The organism is Promicromonospora sp. AC04 (assembly GCF_003058225.1).
Classification (GTDB): domain Bacteria; phylum Actinomycetota; class Actinomycetes; order Actinomycetales; family Cellulomonadaceae; genus Promicromonospora.
Genome location: NZ_QBUG01000004.1, coordinates 434330 through 453095, shown reverse-complemented (window position 1 = coordinate 453095; position 18766 = coordinate 434330). Strand labels below are relative to the sequence as shown.

Annotated in this window: 19 protein-coding genes; 13 read left to right on the top strand and 6 right to left on the bottom strand. The window is 71.6% G+C overall.

The features are described 5' to 3' along the window. The first annotated feature begins 75 nt into the window (after positions 1–75). Both C8K30_RS13655 and C8K30_RS13650 read left to right on the top strand, forming a co-directional pair. Positions 76–2715, top strand: coding sequence for a DNA polymerase III subunit gamma and tau (locus tag C8K30_RS13655; protein ID WP_108493437.1), 2640 nt, complete (start codon positions 76–78; stop codon positions 2713–2715). Further along, complete coding sequence (locus tag C8K30_RS13650) at positions 2712–3137, top strand: NUDIX domain-containing protein (RefSeq protein WP_108493436.1); 426 nt, start codon at positions 2712–2714, stop codon at positions 3135–3137. Before C8K30_RS13655 ends, C8K30_RS13650 begins: the two co-directional genes overlap by 4 nt. Positions 3138–3142: 5 nt before the next feature. Here the strand turns inward: C8K30_RS13650 and C8K30_RS30970 are convergent, their stop codons facing one another. Further along, a complete protein-coding gene (locus C8K30_RS30970) occupies positions 3143–3319 on the bottom strand; it encodes a hypothetical protein (protein WP_165919688.1) in 177 nt (58 codons plus the stop codon). A 107-nt stretch (positions 3320–3426) separates the two neighbouring features. On the opposite strand from C8K30_RS30970, the gene C8K30_RS13645 reads away from it, so the two are divergent. Genes C8K30_RS13645 through C8K30_RS13630 form a run of 4 tightly spaced genes read left to right on the top strand, consistent with a single transcriptional unit; the run spans position 3427 to position 5404 of the window. Further along, complete coding sequence (locus tag C8K30_RS13645; RefSeq protein WP_108493435.1) at positions 3427–3903, top strand: MarR family winged helix-turn-helix transcriptional regulator; 477 nt, start codon at positions 3427–3429, stop codon at positions 3901–3903. Beyond that, positions 3900–4292 (top strand): VOC family protein, encoded by a 393-nt coding sequence (locus tag C8K30_RS13640; protein WP_108493434.1) that lies wholly within the window; start codon positions 3900–3902, stop codon positions 4290–4292. The genes C8K30_RS13645 and C8K30_RS13640 overlap by 4 nt, the downstream gene beginning before the upstream one ends. Before the next feature lie 39 nt (positions 4293–4331). Further along, entirely contained in the window at positions 4332–4910 is a 579-nt protein-coding gene (locus C8K30_RS13635; protein WP_108493433.1) for an NADAR family protein, read from the top strand. A 44-nt stretch (positions 4911–4954) separates the two neighbouring features. After that, a complete protein-coding gene (locus tag C8K30_RS13630) occupies positions 4955–5404 on the top strand; it encodes a GNAT family N-acetyltransferase (RefSeq protein ID WP_108493432.1) in 450 nt (149 codons plus the stop codon). A 27-nt stretch (positions 5405–5431) separates the two neighbouring features. Here the strand turns inward: C8K30_RS13630 and add are convergent, their stop codons facing one another. The 3 genes from add to C8K30_RS13615 are packed head-to-tail and all read right to left on the bottom strand — an operon-like array spanning position 5432 to position 9390. Next, positions 5432–6397: an adenosine deaminase gene (add, locus tag C8K30_RS13625; RefSeq protein WP_108493431.1), complete on the bottom strand. Its 966-nt coding sequence runs from the start codon at positions 6395–6397 to the stop codon at positions 5432–5434. 37 nt (positions 6398–6434) lie between these two features. Next, positions 6435–8018, bottom strand: a complete 1584-nt coding sequence (locus C8K30_RS13620; RefSeq protein ID WP_108493430.1) for an amino acid permease — start codon at positions 8016–8018, stop codon at positions 6435–6437. A 16-nt stretch (positions 8019–8034) separates the two neighbouring features. Next, on the bottom strand, positions 8035–9390 hold the full coding sequence (locus tag C8K30_RS13615; protein WP_108493429.1) for an aspartate aminotransferase family protein: 1356 nt from the start codon (positions 9388–9390) through the stop codon (positions 8035–8037). A 265-nt stretch (positions 9391–9655) separates the two neighbouring features. Here C8K30_RS13615 and C8K30_RS13610 point away from each other — a divergent pair, with 265 nt between their 5' ends. From C8K30_RS13610 to C8K30_RS13595, 4 genes are all read left to right on the top strand, one after another. Further along, positions 9656–10777, top strand: a complete 1122-nt coding sequence (locus C8K30_RS13610; protein WP_108493428.1) for a phosphotransferase enzyme family protein — start codon at positions 9656–9658, stop codon at positions 10775–10777. Positions 10778–10857: 80 nt separating this feature from the next. Next, positions 10858–12303, top strand: a complete 1446-nt coding sequence (locus C8K30_RS13605) for a serine hydrolase (protein WP_108493427.1) — start codon at positions 10858–10860, stop codon at positions 12301–12303. A gap of 84 nt (positions 12304–12387) precedes the next feature. Then, complete coding sequence (locus C8K30_RS13600) at positions 12388–13308, top strand: ABC transporter ATP-binding protein (RefSeq protein ID WP_199230474.1); 921 nt, start codon at positions 12388–12390, stop codon at positions 13306–13308. Beyond that, positions 13305–14459: an ABC transporter permease gene (locus C8K30_RS13595; RefSeq protein ID WP_108493425.1), complete on the top strand. Its 1155-nt coding sequence runs from the start codon at positions 13305–13307 to the stop codon at positions 14457–14459. Before C8K30_RS13600 ends, C8K30_RS13595 begins: the two co-directional genes overlap by 4 nt. A 35-nt stretch (positions 14460–14494) precedes the next feature. Here C8K30_RS13595 and C8K30_RS13590 read toward each other — a convergent pair whose 3' ends face one another. After that, positions 14495–15064 carry a DUF5063 domain-containing protein gene (locus tag C8K30_RS13590; protein ID WP_108493424.1) on the bottom strand — a complete coding sequence of 190 codons (570 nt, stop codon included), beginning with the start codon at positions 15062–15064 and terminating at the stop codon, positions 14495–14497. 11 nt (positions 15065–15075) lie between these two features. Next, a complete protein-coding gene (recR, locus tag C8K30_RS13585; protein WP_108493423.1) occupies positions 15076–15681 on the bottom strand; it encodes a recombination mediator RecR in 606 nt (201 codons plus the stop codon). Positions 15682–15741: 60 nt separating this feature from the next. Between recR and C8K30_RS13580 the strand changes: the two genes are divergently transcribed. The 3 genes from C8K30_RS13580 to C8K30_RS13570 all read left to right on the top strand — a co-directional run bounded on the left by C8K30_RS13580 (position 15742) and on the right by C8K30_RS13570 (position 18676). Next, positions 15742–16485 (top strand): YqjF family protein, encoded by a 744-nt coding sequence (locus C8K30_RS13580; protein WP_108493422.1) that lies wholly within the window; start codon positions 15742–15744, stop codon positions 16483–16485. Between the two features lie 63 nt (positions 16486–16548). Then, positions 16549–17319: a TSUP family transporter gene (locus tag C8K30_RS13575; RefSeq protein ID WP_108493421.1), complete on the top strand. Its 771-nt coding sequence runs from the start codon at positions 16549–16551 to the stop codon at positions 17317–17319. A 91-nt stretch (positions 17320–17410) separates the two neighbouring features. Next, the gene (locus C8K30_RS13570; RefSeq protein WP_199230473.1) at positions 17411–18676 is read left to right on the top strand and encodes an ATP-binding protein; all 1266 of its coding nucleotides are present in this window, start codon (positions 17411–17413) and stop codon (positions 18674–18676) included. Positions 18677–18766: the final 90 nt, after the last annotated feature.

Below are 18766 nucleotides of genomic sequence, written 5' to 3'. Positions count from 1 at the left end.
GGCCTCTGCGGCGAGGACGACGTCCTGTGGACGGCCACGTCGTCAGTGTCGGTGGCGGCGTCTATCGTTGCTGGCGTGACCACCGCCCTGTATCGCCGCTACCGGCCCGAGACGTTTGCCGAGGTGATCGGCCAAGACCACGTCACGGGCCCCCTCATGCAGGCCCTGCGCAGCGGGCGGGTGAATCACGCCTATCTCTTCAGCGGTCCCCGGGGCTGTGGCAAGACGACGTCGGCCCGGATCCTCGCGCGCACGTTGAACTGCGCAAAGAACACGCCCGAGTCCCCGGTCGACACGCCGTGCGGCGAGTGCCCGTCGTGCGTCGAGCTGGCGCGCGGCGGTAGCGGGTCGCTCGACGTGGTGGAGATCGACGCGGCGTCGCACAACGGTGTCGACGACGCGCGTGACCTGCGCGAACGGGCGACGTTTGCCCCGGCCCGCGACCGGTACAAGATCTTCATCCTCGACGAGGCGCACATGGTGACGCCGCAGGGCTTCAACGCGCTGCTGAAGATCGTCGAGGAGCCACCGCCGCACATCAAGTTCATCTTCGCGACAACGGAGCCGGACAAGGTGATCGGCACCATCCGGTCGCGTACGCACCACTACCCGTTCCGGCTCGTGCCGCCGGACGTGCTGTCCCCGTACCTCGAGCAGCTCAGCAGCGCCGAGGGGATCGAGGTGGGCGGCGGTGTGCTCCCGCTGGTCACGCGGGCTGGCGGCGGCTCGGTGCGTGACTCCCTCTCGGTGCTGGACCAGCTCATCGCCGGCGCCACCGGCGGCACGGTGGACTACGACCTCGCGGTCGGCCTGCTCGGCTTCACGCACGCGACCCTCCTGGACGACGTCGTGGACGCGCTCGCCGCGCGCGACGGCGGCTCGATCTTCCGGGTCGTGGACCAGATCATCGCGACGGGTCACGAGCCGCGCCGGTTCGTCGAGGACGTCCTCGAACGCCTGCGCGACCTCATCGTCATCGGGGTCTCTGGCGACGCCGCCGAGGCCGTGCTGCGAGGCATCCCCACCGACCAGCTCGAGCGCATGCGCACCCAGGCCGGTCGGCTCGGGGTGGCGGAACTCTCCCGGGCGGCGGACCTCGTGAACGTCGCCCTCACCGAGATGACCGGCGCGACGTCGCCGCGCCTTCACTTGGAGCTCCTGTGCGCCCGCCTGCTCCTGCCCGGGGCGGACGACGGCGCCGCGGGCCTCGCCGCACGCATCGACAGGCTCGAACGGGGCGGCATCGTTGCCTCGGGCGCGCCTGCGGTGTCGGGCGGGGGCGGCGCAGCCGCCGCACCGGATCGTGGGCCGGCTCAGGAACCGACGACGGGCGGGCTCGCCGGATCTGCGGCCGCGCGGGCGGTGCTCGACGCGCGCAAGAAGAGGAGCGAGCCCGGGCAGCCGACGCCGACCCCGCAGCCCGCTCCGGCACCGGCACCGGCACCGGCACCGGCACCGGAGCCGATCGCGGAGGCCGCGTCGGCGCCCGTGGCGCCTGCCGAGGCGGAGCCCGCTGCTCCGGAGTTCGAGCGGGCATCCACGCCGGCCGCTCCCGTGCAGTCCGCTCCCGCGACGCCGGCACCAACACTGACCGCTCCCGAGCCGGCCCCAGCGCCGACCGCTCCCGAGCCGGCACCCGCGTCGGCGGCCGCTCCGGCCGCGAGCGAGGGTGCCGAGCCCGGCATCACGACGGAGACCGTCCGGCGACGCTGGCCAGAGGTGCTCGGCGCTCTCGCCGCTGCTCGCGTGACGTGGTCGCTCGTCGGTCCGAACGCGCAGGTCGTGGCCCTTGATGGCGGCACGCTGAAGCTCGGCTTCGCGGCCCCCGGCCTGGCCCGCGCGTTCTCGAACACGCGGCACACGAGCGCTGTGGAGGAAGCGGTCTATCAGACGCTCGGCATCCGTATCCGGGTCGAGGCGACGCTTGACGAGGGCCCGCCCGGCGGGGGCGGCACGTCCGGCGGCGTCTCCGACGGCGGACCCGCAGGTGGTGGGGGCGCGTCGGGCGGCGGCCCGTCGGGCGGCGGTTCCGGTCCGACGCCGTCGTCGGGTGAGCCGCGACGCGAGGCCCCTGCACCCGCTGCCGCTCCGGAGCCGGACTGGCCCGACGTGCCCGCACCGGGCGGCGGCGCGGCCTCCGTGGCGAGCAACACCGGGATGAGTGCGGCGAACGGCTCGGCCTCAGGCGAACGGCCAGGGCTGGCCAGAGCGTCGGCCCAGGGGAGCGTTGCGGTCGCCGAGCGCCCTGAACCGTCCCGGCCCGAGCCGTCCGGCCCCGAGGCCGGCCGCCCTGCGCCGTCTCGGCCTGCTGCCAGCCCGCCGTCGGCGTCGAGCGCGGCCGACGAGGCCTGGCTCTCGGGTGCCAGCACTACCGAGCCTCCCTCGGACTACGACATGCCGGAGCCCGAGCCGGTCTACGAGGACCAGGCCCCGCCCCCCGGCGGAGCTCCGGTGTCGGGTGCGGGCAGCGCCCGGGAGGCGCTCCGGCAGGCGAACGAACGCCGGGCTCGGGCGGCGAACGGTGCCTCCACCGAGCAGCGGAAGGGCGCCTCGGCGAGCACGTCCGGAGCGGCGTCGCGGGACGAGGGGCCGGACTTCTACGACGAGCCGTCCGCCGACGACCCGGACATCACGTCGGCCGGGCTGGTCGGCGTATCGCTCGTGGTGCAGGTGCTGGGCGGCACGGTGATCGACGAGATCGTGGAGCAGCCATGAGCGAGAGCAGCGCTATCGGTCCGATCACGACGCTGCGGATCGTCGCGGCCGTCGTGGAGCGCTCCGACGGGCGGCATCTGCTCGTCCGCAAGCGGGGAACGCAGGCGTTCATGCAGGTGGGCGGCAAGATCGAGCCCGGCGAGGAACCCCTGGCGGCGCTGTTGCGGGAGTTCGAGGAGGAGGTCGGGCTGCGGCTCGACCCCGCCGACATCGAGAGCCTCGGTCGGTTCGGAGCGCCCGCCGCGAACGAGCCCGACCACATCGTCGACGCGCACGCGTACCGGGTGCGCCTGCGACCCGGTGCGGAGATCGCCGTCCGGGCGGAGCTCGAGGAGCTCGTGTGGATCGACCCCGCGGACCCGGTAGCGAGCTACCCCCTCGCGCCGCTGTCGCGGGACCTGCTGGCCGCGGCCGGGCACTGAGCGCTTCAGTGCTCGGCGTGCTCCGCCCGGTATCGCGCCACTCGCGCGGCGCGCTCACGCTCCATCCGACGCCGAGGATCGGTGTCGTCGGCCTGCTCGGCCGGCCCGGCCACATGGAGCAGCAGCCAGTTGAGCCGCCACTTGAATCGGTAGCCCAGGGTGAGACCGTCGCGGTCGCGCATATCGTTCCTCCATTTACTTGGTGTGCAAATAGTTTGCACACAAACTGATAGCCTGGTCAACAGCCGAGAGGAGCCACATGACCGTCACACCCCGGACCGGCGCCGCTATGTCGTCCGCCCCGAAGGAAGCCGCGGCCGAACCCGCCGCAACCGAACCCGAGGACCTCCTGGCCCTCGATCGTCAGGTGTGCTTCGCCCTTGCCGTCGCCTCGCGCAGCGTCATCGCGCTGTACCGGCCGCTGCTCGAACCGATGGGCATCACGCATCCCCAGTACCTGGTCATGCTTGCCCTGTGGGAGCAGTCACCGCTCTCGGTCAAGCAGCTCAGCGGGCTGCTGCAGCTCGACCCCGGCACCCTGTCCCCGCTGCTCAAGCGGCTCGAGGCGAGCGGCTACGTGACGCGCCGCCGTGACCCGCGCGACGAGCGGGCGCTCGCCGTGGAGCTCACGAAGGAGGGGCTGGCGCTGCGCGAGCAGGCACTACGAGTGCCGCCCGCGATCATGGAGCGCCTGGACATGACGGCCGACGAGCTCGGGGCGCTCCATCGCAGCCTCACCCGCGTCATCGCGGCGGCCGCTCCGTGACCCGCGGACGCCTGCACCACGTAGAGCTGTGGGTTCCGTCGCTCGATCGCGCCGAACGATCGTGGGGCTGGCTCCTCACCACGCTCGGCTACTCCGAGCACCAGCGCTGGGACGCCGGGGTGAGCTGGATCCTCGACGGCACCTATGTCGTCGTCGAACAGAGCCCCGCCATCGCCTCCGACGTCCACGACCGCCTCGCGCCCGGGCTCAACCACCTCGCGTTCCACGGCGGCACACGCGACGACGTGGACCGGCTCGTCGAGGCGGCGGCCGAGCACGGCTGGGCACTCCTCTTCCCCGACAAGCACCCGCACGCCGGCGGCCCCGACCACTACGCGGCCTACCTGGAGAACGAGGACGGCTACGAGGTCGAGATCGTCGCGGGCTGACCGGTATTTGTGTCAGTGGCTCCTGGCACACTTCCACGCATGCCCGATCACGTCACCCTGCGGCCTGCTCTCGCTCGTTCTGTGGATGAGCTGCGCATGCTCGTCGAGGCTGGAGCAACCCCCAAGTACCTGCACTTCTGGGGGCATCAGCCCGAGCCTGGCGGAACTGCCGGCAAGGGTGGCCTGAGTCAGTGGTTCGAGGCGCCGTTCGTCGTGGACGACGTCCGATACCTCACTGCCGAGCACTGGATGATGGCGGAGAAAGCGCGCCTCTTCGGCGACCTGGAGGCGGAGCGCGCAGCGATCGAAGCGCCGAACCCCGCGCTCGCCAAGGCTGCCGGCCGGACCGTCCGCGACTTCGACGACTCCGTCTGGGAGCGAGAACGGTTCGAGATCGTGGTGCGCGGCAACACGCACAAGTTTGCGGCGCATCTGGACATGCGTGAGTTCCTGCTGCGCACTGGTTCGCGTGTGCTGGTGGAGGCGAGCCCGCGAGACCGCGTCTGGGGTATTGGAATGAGCGCCCAGAACGAGAACGCAGAGAATCCCGCTGCTTGGCGTGGCCTCAATCTCCTGGGCTTCGCTCTGATGGAGGCCCGCGAGCGGCTTCGGGGCTGAGCGCTCGACGGCGGATGTCAGTGCCTCGTGGAAGAGTCGGGACCATGGCCAACTTCCATCTGGCAGAGCTCACGACGGACAACCTCTTTGCGACCCTCCAGCTGCCACCTCAGGCAGCCGACAAGGAACCTGTGTCACCGGTCGCCTGGTCGGTTGCCGAGGCGTACGTCAATCCGACCGCGTGGCCTCGCGTGGTCCTCGATGGCGACGACGTGGTCGGCTTCGTCATGGCGAACTGGAACCCGGAGGAGGAGATCCCCGAGTTCCGGGCTGGGATCTGGCGCCTCAACGTGGCGCGCGAAGCGCGTAAGCGCGGGGTGGGCCGGTTTGCCGTGGAACAGGTGGCCGAGGAGGCCCGGCGCCGTGGGCTCGACCGCATCACCGTCCTATGGGTCCCGGGCCCCGACGGGCCGGAAGAGTTCTACCTGCGCTGTGGCTTCCGCAAGACGGGGGACCTCCTCTTCGGCGAGGTGGTCGGAGAGCTACTGCTGTGACGCGAGGCCGGTCGACAGGCGAGCGAGCTACCCGGCCAGCCAGTCCCGGATCCCGGCGAGCAGCTGCCGCCGCAGGCCGGCCGGCGCGTGTGACGCCCCGACGGACGTCGCCGCGATCGCGGCGAGCTCGGCATCGGAGCAGGCCTGCCGCGCGACCTCGTACTGCCCCACCATCCCGACCCCGAACAGCAGCGGGTCGTCGGTCGCGAGGGCGACCGGGACGCTGTCGGCCAGCAGGGCCGGCACCGCGCCCTGGGCGGGCGCGACGCCGAACGGCGGGTACGACGTCGGGCACACCTCGAGCGTGACCTGGCGCTCAGCCAGGAGCGCGACCACCGACGGGTCCTGGAGCGCCGTCAGCCCGTGCCCGATCCGCGTGGCGTCCAGCAGCTCGACGCATTCGCGGACGTGCCAGGCCCCCTCGTAGAAGCCGGCGTGGGGCACACGCGCCAGCCCGGCGTCGGCCACCAGGCGGAACGCCGGGACGAAGTCGCCGACGCGGCCGCGCCGCTCGTCATTGGACAGCCCGAAGCCCACCACGCCGTACGGCGCGTACTTCACCGCGAGCCCGGCGCTCCGCTCCGCGCGCTGCGGGTCCGCACCCCAGCTCGCCGCGAGAATCACGCCAACGGGCAGGTCGCGTGCGGCGTCGAGCAGCGCCTCGACCACGGCTTCCAGCGACCCGAGCCGGTCCGCGTACGACGTCGGGTCCACCTGGAGCTCGGTCCAGCCGACGCCGTCGGCGGCGTCCTGCTCCACCGCCTCGCGGACCACTCGTGCGATGTCCTCGGCCGAGCGCACTGCCGCGCGGGCCGTGTCGTACCGCGCCTGGAACGCGTCCCAGCCGTGCACGACGCCGGGCACGATCGGCACGGCGGGAAGCGGCGGGAGGCCGTAGCGCGCGGCGAGCTCGGCGGCGGTCGACGGCCGCATCGAGCCGGTCAGGTGCAGGTGCAGGTTGGCCTTGGGCAGCGCGCGCAGGTCGCGGGGCATGCCAGGGAGTCTGGCATGCCCCGCGGCACCTCGACCGTCAGGCCTCGGCCTTCTCCAGCGGTTCGGCGGCGTCCGGCCCCGGCTCGACTGCGACGGGATCGCCGGACGGGCCGGCGCCCGCCTCCGACAGCCCGCCCGACATCGCGTACTCCTCCTCGGGCGACAGCACCAGGCGCTTGCGCCCCACCAGGGCGAACGCCGCCAGCCCCACCACGAAGACGACCAGGAACGTCACGACCGCCACCTGGAACGCACTGTTCAGCACTATCCCCAGCAGGGCCGCCACGGAGATCACGCCGGCGACCACCGCGCCCCAGACGCCGGTCGGGCTCCGGTAGGGGCGCACGGCGTCGGGGAACTTCCGGCGCAGCACCACGAACGACACCATCTGCATCACGTACGAGATCACCGCGCCGAACACCGCGATGAAGAGGATCACGCCCGACGCCGCCCCCGCGGCGTCCGGGCTGACCGCCGGGACCACGAGGAGCACCAGGGCGAGGATGACGAAGCCGATCACCGCGGTCGCGACCAGCGCCACCCACGGCGTCTTGTGCTTGGCTCCGGTGAGCGACAGGAACGTGGGGTAGTAGCCCGCTCGAGAGAGCGAGTACAGGTTGCGCCCGGCGGCGAACAGGATGCCCTGGAGCGAGGCGAGCAGTGCCACGAGGGCGAGCAGGGCCAGCACGCCCGAGGCCTCCGCGGGGAGGAACGCGCGGAACCCGGCCAGCAGCGGCTCGTCGCCGTCGCCGGGCGACACGGTGATGGCGGCGGTGCCCGTCACCGCCGGGTTGAGGAACAGCACGGCCAGCCCGAAGATCGCGAGCGTGGCGACACCCCAGACCGCGGCCCGGGGGATGTCGCGGGCGGGGTCGTGCGCCTCCTCGGCAGCGAGCGGCAGCTCCTCGATCCCGAGGAAGAACCAGATGGCGAACGGCAGGGCGTAGAGGATGCCGATCGTCCCGAACGGCATCAGCTCCGTACCGCCGTCGGCGGGCGCGATGTCGTTGAGGCGGGAGAAGTCGACGGCCCCGGATGCGAGGGCGGCCACCGCGAAGAACGCCAGCACCACGAGCGAGATCACGGCGACCACCACGGCCAGCCGGAAGCCCACGTGCGCCCCGAGCGCGTTGATCGCCACGAAGGCCACGTACAGCACGATCCACCACACCCACTGCGGCAGCGACTGTCCGGTGAAGGCGCTCAGCGCGGAGTCCGCGTAGACGCCGGAGAACCAGACGACGACGGCGGTGGTCACCACGTACTCGATGGTCTCCGCGAACCCGGTGACAAAGCCGCCCCACGGCCCCATCGAGGCCCGCGCGAACGAGTACGCGCCGCCGGTGTGCGGCATGGCCGCGGACATCTCGCCGATCGAGAAGATCATCGTGAAGTACATGATCGTCACGAAGACCATGGCGATCAGCATCGGGACCCAGCCCGTGGTGCCCAGGCCGACGTTCCAGCCGGAGAACTGGCCGGAGATCACCGCGGCGATCCCGATGCCCCACAGGCCCCAGAAGCCGGCGCTGCGTCGGAGCTGCCGCTTCTCGAAGTACTGGCCGTCGGCCTGTGTGTAGGTGACGCCCGCGGTGCCGGGCGCCGTTCCGGTCGTTGTCATACCGTCCTCCAGTGAGTCAGTGGCCGAGCGCCGTGAGCGCTTCGGTGAAGCCCTCGACCAGGCGGTCGAGGTCCTGGTCGTCGAACACGAGCGGCGGACGCAGCTTGAGCACGTTCCCCGGTCCGCAGACGGAGGTGAGGATCCGGCGCTCGCGCAGCGCCTCGACGACGTCGAGGGCCGCAGCGACGTCGGGCGCCTTGGTCTCGGGGTCGGCCACCATGTCGACACCGACGTAGAGGCCGGCCCCGCGCACGTCACCCACGCGCGGGTGGTCAGCGGCGGCCTCGCGCAGGGCCGCGAGCATCCGCGCGCCGACGTCGGCGGCCCGCTCCTGGAGCTTGTCCTCCTGGAGGATGTCGAGCACGGCCTGCGCGGCCGCCATCGACACCGGGTTGCCGCCGTAGGTGTTGAAGTACGGGATGCGGTCGCCGAACGAGGCCAGCACGTCCGCCTGGGCGGCCACCGCGCTGACGGGGATGCCTGCGGCCATCGGCTTGCCCAGGGTGACGATCTCGGGCACGACGCCGTGGCGGGCGAAGCCCCACATCGCGTCACCCGTGCGGCCGAAGCCCGGCTGCACCTCGTCGGCGATGAACACTCCGCCGGCCCGCCGCACCACCTCGATCGCGGGCGCCAGGAAACCGGCGGCGCCCGCCGGGTCGGGGAACACGCCGTCGGACGAGAAGATCGAGTCGGCGAGGAACGCGGCAATGCGCACGCCGTGGCGTTCCAGGTCGGCCACCTGGCGGGCGACCTGGTCGGCGAACCACCGGCCCAGGTCCTCGGCGGGCACGGGCGCCCGGTACGGGTCGGGGGCCGGGACCGTCCGCACGTCGAGCGCCAGGTCCTGCGCGGAGCCGAGGGCGGGCGACAGCGCCGACGTCAGCTCGGTGTTGCCGTGGTAGGCCTCGGCGCTGACGATGACGCCGGTGCCGCCCGTGTATGCGCGGGCGACGCGGACGGCCAGGTCGTTGGCCTCCGACCCGGTGCACAGGTACATGACCCGGTCGACCTCGTCGGGCATGGTCGCCAGCAGCGCCTCCGAGTAGTCGACGATCCGCTCGTGCAGGTAGCGCGTGTGCGTGTTGAGAGCCGCTGCCTGCTCGGCGATCGCCGCCACCACGCGCGGATGGGCGTGCCCCACCGAGGCCACGTTGTTGTACACGTCGAGGTAGTCGTTGCCGTCCGCGTCGAAGACGTGGGCACCGCTGCCGCGCACCAGGTGCACGGGCTCGCGGTAGAAGAGCCGGTAGGCCGAGCCCAGGACGCCCGAACGGCGGTCCACCAGCTCCGCGGTCCGGGGCGCGAGGCCGCCGGTGGGGTCACCGGGCCGGAAGGCGTTGGTGTCCATGATCGTCGACCGGGTAACCATGGGCAGTGCTCCTCACGCTCGCGTCCCGGGAGGGATCCACGGCCGCCCGGCCGTCCGCAGGACGGTCCCATCGTGGAGGCGGCGTGTAACCCCTGGCACAGCCTGGCGATGACGGTCGGGTAACCGTTCGGCGCGCTGCGGGCCCGGGATATTTCGCTCCCGTGACTTGCGTGAATTTCCCGTTGCGCCCCTTGTGCGCCCTCGGTCCGCAGAGCACCATGGCAGCGGCCGCCCGCCTCCGCTCCCAGCCCTGAGGAGCATCGACATGCCCGTCACTGCCGCAGCGCAGTCCGCGTCCGGTCCGCAGCCGCCCACCCCTTCGGCGTCGCTCGCCGCGTTCGACGCGCTCGGCCCCGGGGACCAGGCACCCGGCTGGCTCCGCGACGGCGTCACCGCGTCCTGGGCGTTCGACGGCGCCGTCGCGATGCGCCTCATCACCGTCTCGGAGAACGCGACGTTCCTGGTGACGGCCGACGCCGCCCCGGTCGCCGTCGTGCGGGTCGCTCGCCCCGGGTACCTGGCCGGGGCGGACGCGTTCGAGTCCGAGGTCGCCTGGGTCGCGGCGCTCGCCGCCGACGGCGTCTGCCAGGTGCCCGCCGCACTGCGGACCGGGGACGGCACGTTCTGCGCGGCCCTGACCTCCGATGACGGCACCGAATGGTGGTGCGTCGCCTACGGCTACGTCCAGGGCCGCATCCTGGAGGACATCTTCGGCGATGCCGACGCGAGCATGGGCGGCGCCGTCGACCCGACGTCGTACTACCGCGAGATCGGCGCCATCAACGCCCGGCTGCACGAGCACGTGCTCGGCTGGACGCCGCCCGCGGGGTTCGCCCGCCACTCGTGGGACGTCCCGGACATGCTCGGGCCGACGGCGCGCTGGGGGCGCTGGGAGGACGCGGTCGACGGCGCGGAGCGCGACCTGCTGGAGGAGGCCCAGGCGGCGGCGCTCGCGGTCGTCGGGCAGGCGCCGCGCGACGCCGCCGCGTGGGGGCTGGTGCATGCGGACCTGCGGCCGTCGAACATCATGATCTCGGCAGGCTCGGGGCAGGCGGAAGGCGAGCTGACCGTCATCGACTTCGACGACTGCGGCCACACGTGGTTCCAGTACGACTTCGCGTCCGCGCTGAGCTTCCTGGAGCACACGCCGCAGGCGCCCACGATGGCCCTGGAATGGCTGGCCGGGTACACGTCGGTGCGGCCGCTGGTGCGGGACGCCGTCGAGCTCGGGTGTGCCTTGTCCATGGTGCGCCGTCTGCAGATGCTCGGCTGGACCACCACCCACCGCGCCGACGCCCTGCCGCCCGATCTCTGGTCGGCGCAGGTGCCCGGGACGCTCGCCGTGGCCGAGTCCTACCTCCGCAACCCGACCTGGCTGCTGGACTGACCGCATGACGGGCCCAGGTTTCGGCGGCGTGCCAGGTGGGCAAGAATGTCGCGTCGCCGAGCGAAAGGACGTGCACCAGCATGTCGCGGATCCTGCCCCGCTCCACCCCTGAGGCCGAGGGGGTCGATCCGGCAGCGGTCCGGCGCCTCGTCGACCACCTGGACCGGCTCGAGGACGTGCACAGCGTGATGGTGCTGCGCCACGGCCGGGTGATCGCCGAGACGTGGTGGCACCCGCACACGGCGGATCGCCCGCACACGATGTTCTCGGTGAGCAAGAGCTTCACGTCGACGGCGGTCGGCATCGCGATCCATGAGGGGCTCCTGGCCTTGGACGACAAGGTTGTCGACCTCCTGCCGGACGACGCCCCCGCCGACCCGGGCGAGCACCTGAGCGCCATGCGCGTGCGCGACCTGCTGACCATGACGACGGGCCACAGCGCGTCCACCATGGAGGGCATCGACCGCACGATCTCCCTGCCGGGCTCCGGCTGGGCGCGCGCGATCCTGGCTCACCCCGTGGAGCACGAGCCGGGCACGCACTTCGTCTACAACACGGGCGCGACCTACCTGCTGTCAGCGATCCTGCACCGGCTCACGGGGGAGCGGCTGCTCGACTACCTGACCCCCCGCCTGCTGGCGCCGCTCGGGATCACGCACGCAGCATGGGAGCAGGACCCGGACGGCATCGACGTCGGCGGGTTCGGGCTGTCGATCACCACGGAAGAGATGGCGGCGTTCGGCCAGCTCTACCTGGAGGGCGGCGTCCGGGAGGGCGAGCAGCTCGTCCCCGCGGAGTGGGTGGCGGCGGCCACGGCGAAGCAGGTGCCGAACGGCCCCCACGACTGGCCGGAGTGGGACCAGGGCTACGGCTACCAGTTCTGGCAGTGCCGGCACGGCGCCTACCGGGCCGACGGCGCATTCGGGCAGTACATAGTGGTCTGGCCGGAGAAGGACCTCGTGATCACCATGACGTCGGGCCTCTCGGACCTGCAGTCGGTGCTGGACGTGGTGTGGGACGCGCTGCTGCCCGACGATGCCTGGGTCGATCAGGTGGCCGAGGCGCCGGTACCCGACCGGGCGGACACCGCCGTCCCGTTCGAGCCGGTGCTGCGGACGCCGGCCGGGGCGGCGTCGAGCCCGGTCGAGGCGTCGCTGCGGGGCGTGATCTACGAGCTCGAGCCGAACGAGCGCGATGTCAGCGCCCTCACCCTGGACCGCGACGCCTACGGCCGGACGGAGGTGGCCTTCACGATCGGCGGGCTGGACCACTTCGTGCGGTTCGGGCGCGGTGAGTGGACCCCGGGGAGCTGCTCGCTCCTGGGCGCACCGGCCGATGTCTCGACGGCGGCGGCCTGGACCTCTGATTCGACGCTGCGCGGCCGGATGGTGTTCCTCGGCACCCCGTTCGAGTGGCGCCTGGAGCTGCGCTTCTCCGGCGACGAGGTGGCGGTGGCGATCCACCAGAACGTGGCCTTCGGGGAGCCCGGCCTGCTGGACGTGCGCGGCAAGGCTCGCCGAGGCTGACCTGCGACGTCATCCCCTGGTCGTACGCGGGTTTCATCCCCGGGACCGACGGTTTGTGTCCGTGACTCGCGCTAATGTCCCCGCATGACACCAGACGGTGGTATCCGCGCGCAGGGCGTGCGGCGTTCGTTCGGGCCGGTCCATGCCGTGGCCGACGTCGACCTGGTCGCCGCGCCAGGCCGGGTCACCGCGCTCATCGGTCCCAACGGGTCGGGCAAGACGACCCTCCTGCTCATGCTCGCGGGGCTCCTGAAGCCCGACGCGGGCACCATCCGTATCGCCGGGGCGGACCCGGTGACCCAGAACTACGTCGCGCGCTCGCGGACCGGCTGGATGCCGGACGTCTTCGGCACGTGGGACTCCCTCACGGCGCGTGAGGTCCTCACCACGGTCGCTGCGGCGTACCGCATTGACGCGGCCGCCGGCCTGGCCCGCGCGAGCGAGCTGCTCGAGCTCGTGCACCTGTCGGAGCTCGCCGACCAGCCCGCGCACGTCCTGTCCCGCGGCCAGAAGCAGCGCCTCGGCCTGGCCCGCGCGCTCGTGCACGACCCCGACGTCCTGCTCCTCGACGAGCCCGCCTCCGGCCTGGACCCGCGCTCCCGCGTGGACCTGCGCGTGCTCGTGCGCCGGCTCGCGGCCGAGGGCAAGACGGTCCTGGTCTCCTCGCACGTGCTCACCGAGCTCGACGAGATGGCCGACGACGCCGTGTTCATCTCCCGCGGGCGCACGGTCGCCACCCAGTCGGTGGCCGACGGCGACCGGCCGCGCGAGTGGCGCCTGACCGGGCTGGACCCGGAGGCGCTCACTGCCCGGCTGGACGAGGACGGCCCGGCCTACCGCAAGGAGCCCGACGGCCCCGGCGTGCTCGTCGAGCTGACCGGCGACGCCGCGGCCGCGGCACTGCTGCGGTCCGCTATCGAGGCCGGCATCGACGTGTCGAGCCTCGCCCCCGCGGGCGGCGTGCTGGAGCAGGCCTACCTGGCCCTTGAGGAGGAGCGACGATGAGCGTTGACGTGGAGGTCGTCGAGTCCGCGCAGCCCGACGGCGTAGTGCCCGGCGAGCGCGGCACCTGGTCCCTGTCCTGGCACGGCCTGCGCACCGTGGCGGTGCTGGAGCTGCGGCAGCGCGTGCGGTCGACGCGGTGGAAGACCGCCCTGATCGTGTGGTTCCTGATGGTCGGCCTGATCACGCTGCTCACGACGGGCGCGTTCAGCATCCTGTCGGGCGACCAGCCGGGCTCCGACGAGCCGTTCGGCGGGACGGTCTACAGCATCGTCGTCGGCTTCGTGCTGTTCCTCGGACTGCTCGTAGCACCGGCCCTGTCGTCGGGCGCGATCAACGGAGACCGGAACGCGGGCACCCTCGCGACGCTGCAGGTCACCCTGCTGTCGCCGGCGGAGATAGTGCTCGGCAAGCTCGCCGCGTCCTGGATCGCGGCGCTCGCGTTCCTCGTGGCGAGCATCCCGTTCCTCGTGTGGGCCCTGGTCGGCGGCGGCGTGAACTGGCTCGCGCTGCTCACCACCGTGCTCATGCTGGCGCTGATGCTCGGCGTCGTGTGCGCCATCGGGCTGGGCTTCTCGGCCATCGTGAGCAAGACGTCGGGGTCGGCGGTGCTGACCTACCTGACCGTCGGCGGGATCACCGCCGTCCTGCCGATCCTGTTCGGCCTGCTCGTGCCGGCGACCACCACCACGGAGAGCGTGCGCGTGTGGGACGTCGAGCCCGGGTACACCTGGGAGGAGACCACGGCACCCGAGTGCGAGTGGCAGACGCACGAGGTCGACGTCTGGCACAGCGAGCGCACCTGGTGGCTGCTCGCCCCCAACCCGTTCGTGGTGGTCGCCGACGCGCAGCCGCTCAACGGCGACCCGGAGCAGCTCTCCGAGGAGGGCAACATGCTCGCGGTGCTGCAGTACGGCGTCCGGTACGCGCGGACCGGTGACACCGGGCCGCAGGACTGGTGCAGCGGGTACGTAATGGACGGCAACACCATCCAGCCCGACTCCCCGGTGGAGCCCGTCAAGGTCTCCGACCAGCTCGTGTGGCCGTGGGGGCTCGGGTTCGACCTGCTGCTCGGCGCGGCCGGCGTCGTCGTCGCGGTGAACCGCCTGCGGGTCCCGACGGCGGAGCTCCCGCAAGGCACCCGGGTCGCCTGACGCATCCGGCGCGGGTCGGCTCGACCCGCGCCGGCTCAGGAGTGGAGGGCGTCGTACTCCGCCTCGGCGGCGACGTCGTCCTCCACATCGAGGCGCACGTGCGCCAGCAGGACCTGCAGCACCCGCAGGGCCGACGCCGCGCGCTCGCCCCACAGCGAGAAGTAGGAGAACTGCCACCACCACAGGGCCTCGACCTCGTGGCCGCTGTCGAAGTGCTGCAGCCCCTTGGCCAGGGCCTCGGCGACGCACGCGAGGTCGCCCGACAGCGACGCGGACCCGACGTCCTCGCCCAGCACGGGGTCCACCACCTCGGTGTAGTCGTCGAACCCGTCGAACATCTTGGACAGGGCCTCGCGCAGCGGGTCGAGGTCGGTGTCGGGTCCGGCGTCGGGCTCGTAGCGCTCCTTGGGCACCACGTCCACGATCGCGGCGAGCCGCGCCCCCGCCGCGAGCAGGTCGGACGACGCCAGCACGAGCAGCGAGAGCTCCGCCCCCGGCATCCCGCCCGACGCGACCTGGGTCACCGTCGACAGGAACGTCCGTGCCTGTGCGGACACCTGGTCTGCGACCTCGCGGAGGTCCGAACCGGGGGTTATCTCACTCATCGTGGTCCCACCTACTTGTCGTTTCCGATGACACGGCGACCTTCGAACGCCCGGCCGAGCGTCACCTCGTCCGCGTACTCCAAGTCTCCACCCACAGGAAGACCAGAGGCCAGCCGCGAGACAGTGATACCCATGTGACCCATCAGTCGGGAAAGATAGGTCGCCGTGGCTTCTCCCTCGACGTTGGGGTCGGTGGCGAGGATCACCTCCTGCACCGTCCCGTCCGCGAGGCGGGCCAGGAGCTCGCTGATGCGCAGGTCGTCCGGGCCGACGTTCTCGATCGGGTTGATGGCGCCGCCGAGCACGTGGTAGCGCCCGCGGAACTCCCGGGTGCGCTCGATCGCGACCACGTCCTTGGGCTCCTCCACGACACAGATCACGTCGTCGCTGCGCCGAGGGTCGAGGCAGATGCGGCAGCGCTCCGCCTCCGCGACGTTGCCGCAGAGCTCGCAGAACCGGACGCGCAGCTTCACCTCGGTCAGCGCGTCGACCAGCCGCTTGACCTCCTGGTTGTCCGTCGCGAGCAGGTGGAACGCGATGCGTTGCGCGCTCTTGGGCCCGACGCCGGGAAGCCGGCCGAGCTCGTCGATCAGGTCTTGGACCGCGCCTTCGTACACAAGAGGTCAGCCTACGGGTCGGCACTGACATGCGGACCGCCGGGCTGGTACGTTCCCCGCGTGACCGGACCCGAGGCGCAGACCGGGAAGTTCCTCGCGGCCGAGTGGCGCCGGCTGGTGATGCTCAACTACGAGGTCGACCCGGCGGTCCTGCGGCCGCTCGTGCCCCGCGGCGTCGAGCTCGACACGTGGGGCGGCCGGCACTTCGTGAGCGTGGTCGGCTTCCAGTTCCTCGACACGCGGCTGCTCGGCGTCCCTGTCCCGTTCCACCGCGACTTCGACGAGATCAACCTGCGGTTCTATGTGCGCCGCCGGGCCTACGACGGCTGGCGGCGTGGCGTCGTCTTCGTCAAGGAGATCGTGCCCCGCTGGGCCCTGGCCACCGTCGCCCGTGTCGCCTACGGCGAGAAGTACGTGGCGCGGCCGATGCGGCACCGCATCGACCTCGCGGCCGACGGCGACCCGCCCGACGGCGTCGTGGAGTACTCGTGGCGCGACGCCGGGTCCTGGCACCACCTCCGGGCAACCACCGAGGGCAGCGCGCAGCCGCTCGTCGAGGGCTCCCAGGAGGAGTTCATCACCGAGCACTACTGGGGCTACGCCGCTCAGCGCGGCGGGGGCTCGGTCGAGTACCGCGTCGAGCACCCGAGCTGGCAGGTCTGGCAGGCTCGCGACCCCGCCCTCGAGTGCGACGTCGAGCAGGTGTACGGCCGGCCGTTCGTCGAGAGCCTCGCCGCCGAACCGTTCTCGGCCTTCATCGCGGACGGCTCCGCCGTCGTCGTCCGGCGCGGCACGACGATGTGAGCGCACCGTCCTCGTGAACGAGACGCCGCGTGGGGAGCTGCGCGGTTCACGCACAATGCATCCGTGCCCGAACTCGATCTCCTCACCATCGTCCTGCTCCTGGTCGCCGGCCTCGCCGCCGGGTGGGTCGACGCCGTAGTCGGCGGAGGCGGCCTGATCCAGCTTCCCGCACTGCTGCTCGTCCCCGGGATCAGCCCCGTGCAGGCCCTGGCCACCAACAAGCTCGGCAGCATCATGGGCACCTCCACCAGCGCCATCACCTACTACCGGCGGGTCCAGCCGGACCTGCACACCGCCGGACCGATGGCGCTCGCGGCCCTCGTCGGTGCGTTCGGCGGCGCGATAGGTGCGTCACACATCCCGGACGAGCTGTTCAAGCCGATCATCCTCGTCGTGCTCGTCGGTGTGCTGACCTGGACGCTGCTCAAGCCGAACGTCGGCCAGCACGACGACCTGCGCTGGGTCGGCAACGGACACAAGCGGATCGCCGCGCTGATCGGCCTGCTCATCGGCGCGTACGACGGGCTGCTCGGCCCGGGCACCGGCACCTTCCTGGTCATCAGCCTGGTGAGCGCCCTCGGGTACTCGTTCCTCCCGGCGTCGGCCATCGCGAAGATCGTGAACTTCGCGACCAACCTGGGCGCGCTGATCTTCTTCGTCCCGAGCGGCGCCGTCATCTGGGCGCTCGGTCTCGGCATGGGCCTGGCGAATCTGGTCGGCGCCTATATCGGCGCGCGGATGGCCGTAGCAAAGGGCTCGAAGTTCGTCCGCGTCGTGTTCGTCATCGTGGTGGGTGCCCTGATCGCCCGCCTGGCCTGGGACGTCTTCGCCTGACGGATCCGCATCTGGAGCGCCCGCAGATTGGAAGGTATAACTTCCGCGAATTCGAAGGTACAGCTTCGAATCCGCGGGCTACGATGGTCGCATGTCTCACCATGTGCCTCGTCGCGCCCTCACCGGCCTTGAACGGCGCGTCGGTGCGTTCCGGATCGTTGTCGTGGGCGGTCCTCGACAGGCAGGGAAGACGACTCTGCTGCGCGAGCTGCACAAGGCATCGGGCGGTACTTTCTCGACGCTGGACGACGCGACGACGCTCAATACGGTCCGCGATGACCCGACGGCCTTCGTCGCTTTCGGCGAGACACCTCGGATCATCGACGAGGTGCAGCGTGGCGGTGACGGTCTCCTGCTTGCCGTCAAGGCCGTCACTGACCAGAGCGACGCGTCTGGGCAGTTCGTGCTTTCAGGGTCAACGCGGTTCCTGACGGTGCCCACACTTTCTGAGTCGTTGGCGGGCCGGGCGGTCTTCCTCGACCTGTGGCCGCTCAGCGCGGCGGAGCTCACCCGGGCAGACGTCGACGCGCCGAGCGACCTGTTCGAACCGGAGCGGTTGACGGGGCGGGCGTTATCCACCAACTGGGCGCGAGAGCAGTACTTCTCCCTGATCTGCGGGGGCGGGTACCCGGAAGCGGTCCGCCTCGATGCCGAGCTGCGCGACGACTGGTTCGACAGCTATGTCTCGACAGTGGTGCTGCGGGACGTCGCGAGCTTCGCGGACGTGCGTCATGTGAGCACGGTTCCGCGACTCCTACGGATCGTCGCGGCGCGCTCAGGTTCCGGCCTCGTCGTGACCGACATCTCGCAGAGCCTGGGCATTGCCCAGCCCACAGTCCGCGACTATCTGGGCTACCTCGACATCGTGTACCTGACCTCGCGTCTACCGGTCTGGTCGAACAACTTGACATCCAGGTTGACGAAGACCCCGAAGGCCTACGTGACGGACTCGGGACTTGCCGCGTCGCTGGTCGGCGCGCACCCTGAGGCAGTCGCGCGGCCCGGGCACCAGCTGTCCGGCATGCTCATGGAGACGTTCGTCTTCACGGAGCTCACTCGACAGCTTGCCACCAGTTCCGTGCGCGCCGACCTGTCCTACTACCGCGATCGCGAGGGGCGAGAGGTCGACTTCGTGCTCGAGCGACGGGACGGGGCCGTCGTCGGGATCGAGGTCAAGGCGTCCGGCTCGGTTCGCAGCGACGCGTTTTCGCACCTCGCGTGGATGCGCGACAGGCTGGGCGAACGGTTCAAGGCTGGGTACGTCGTCTATCTCGGCGAACACGTTCGACCGTTCGGCGATCGTCTGGCCGCCCTACCTCTCTCGGCGCTGTGGGGTGGACAGGGACTGCCCGGCTGACACATGGACGCCGCCGGACGCGACCGCCGTCCATCCCGCACGGTGAACGTCACAGCCCCCCCGGACTCCCGCCGTCGTACGATCAAGCCG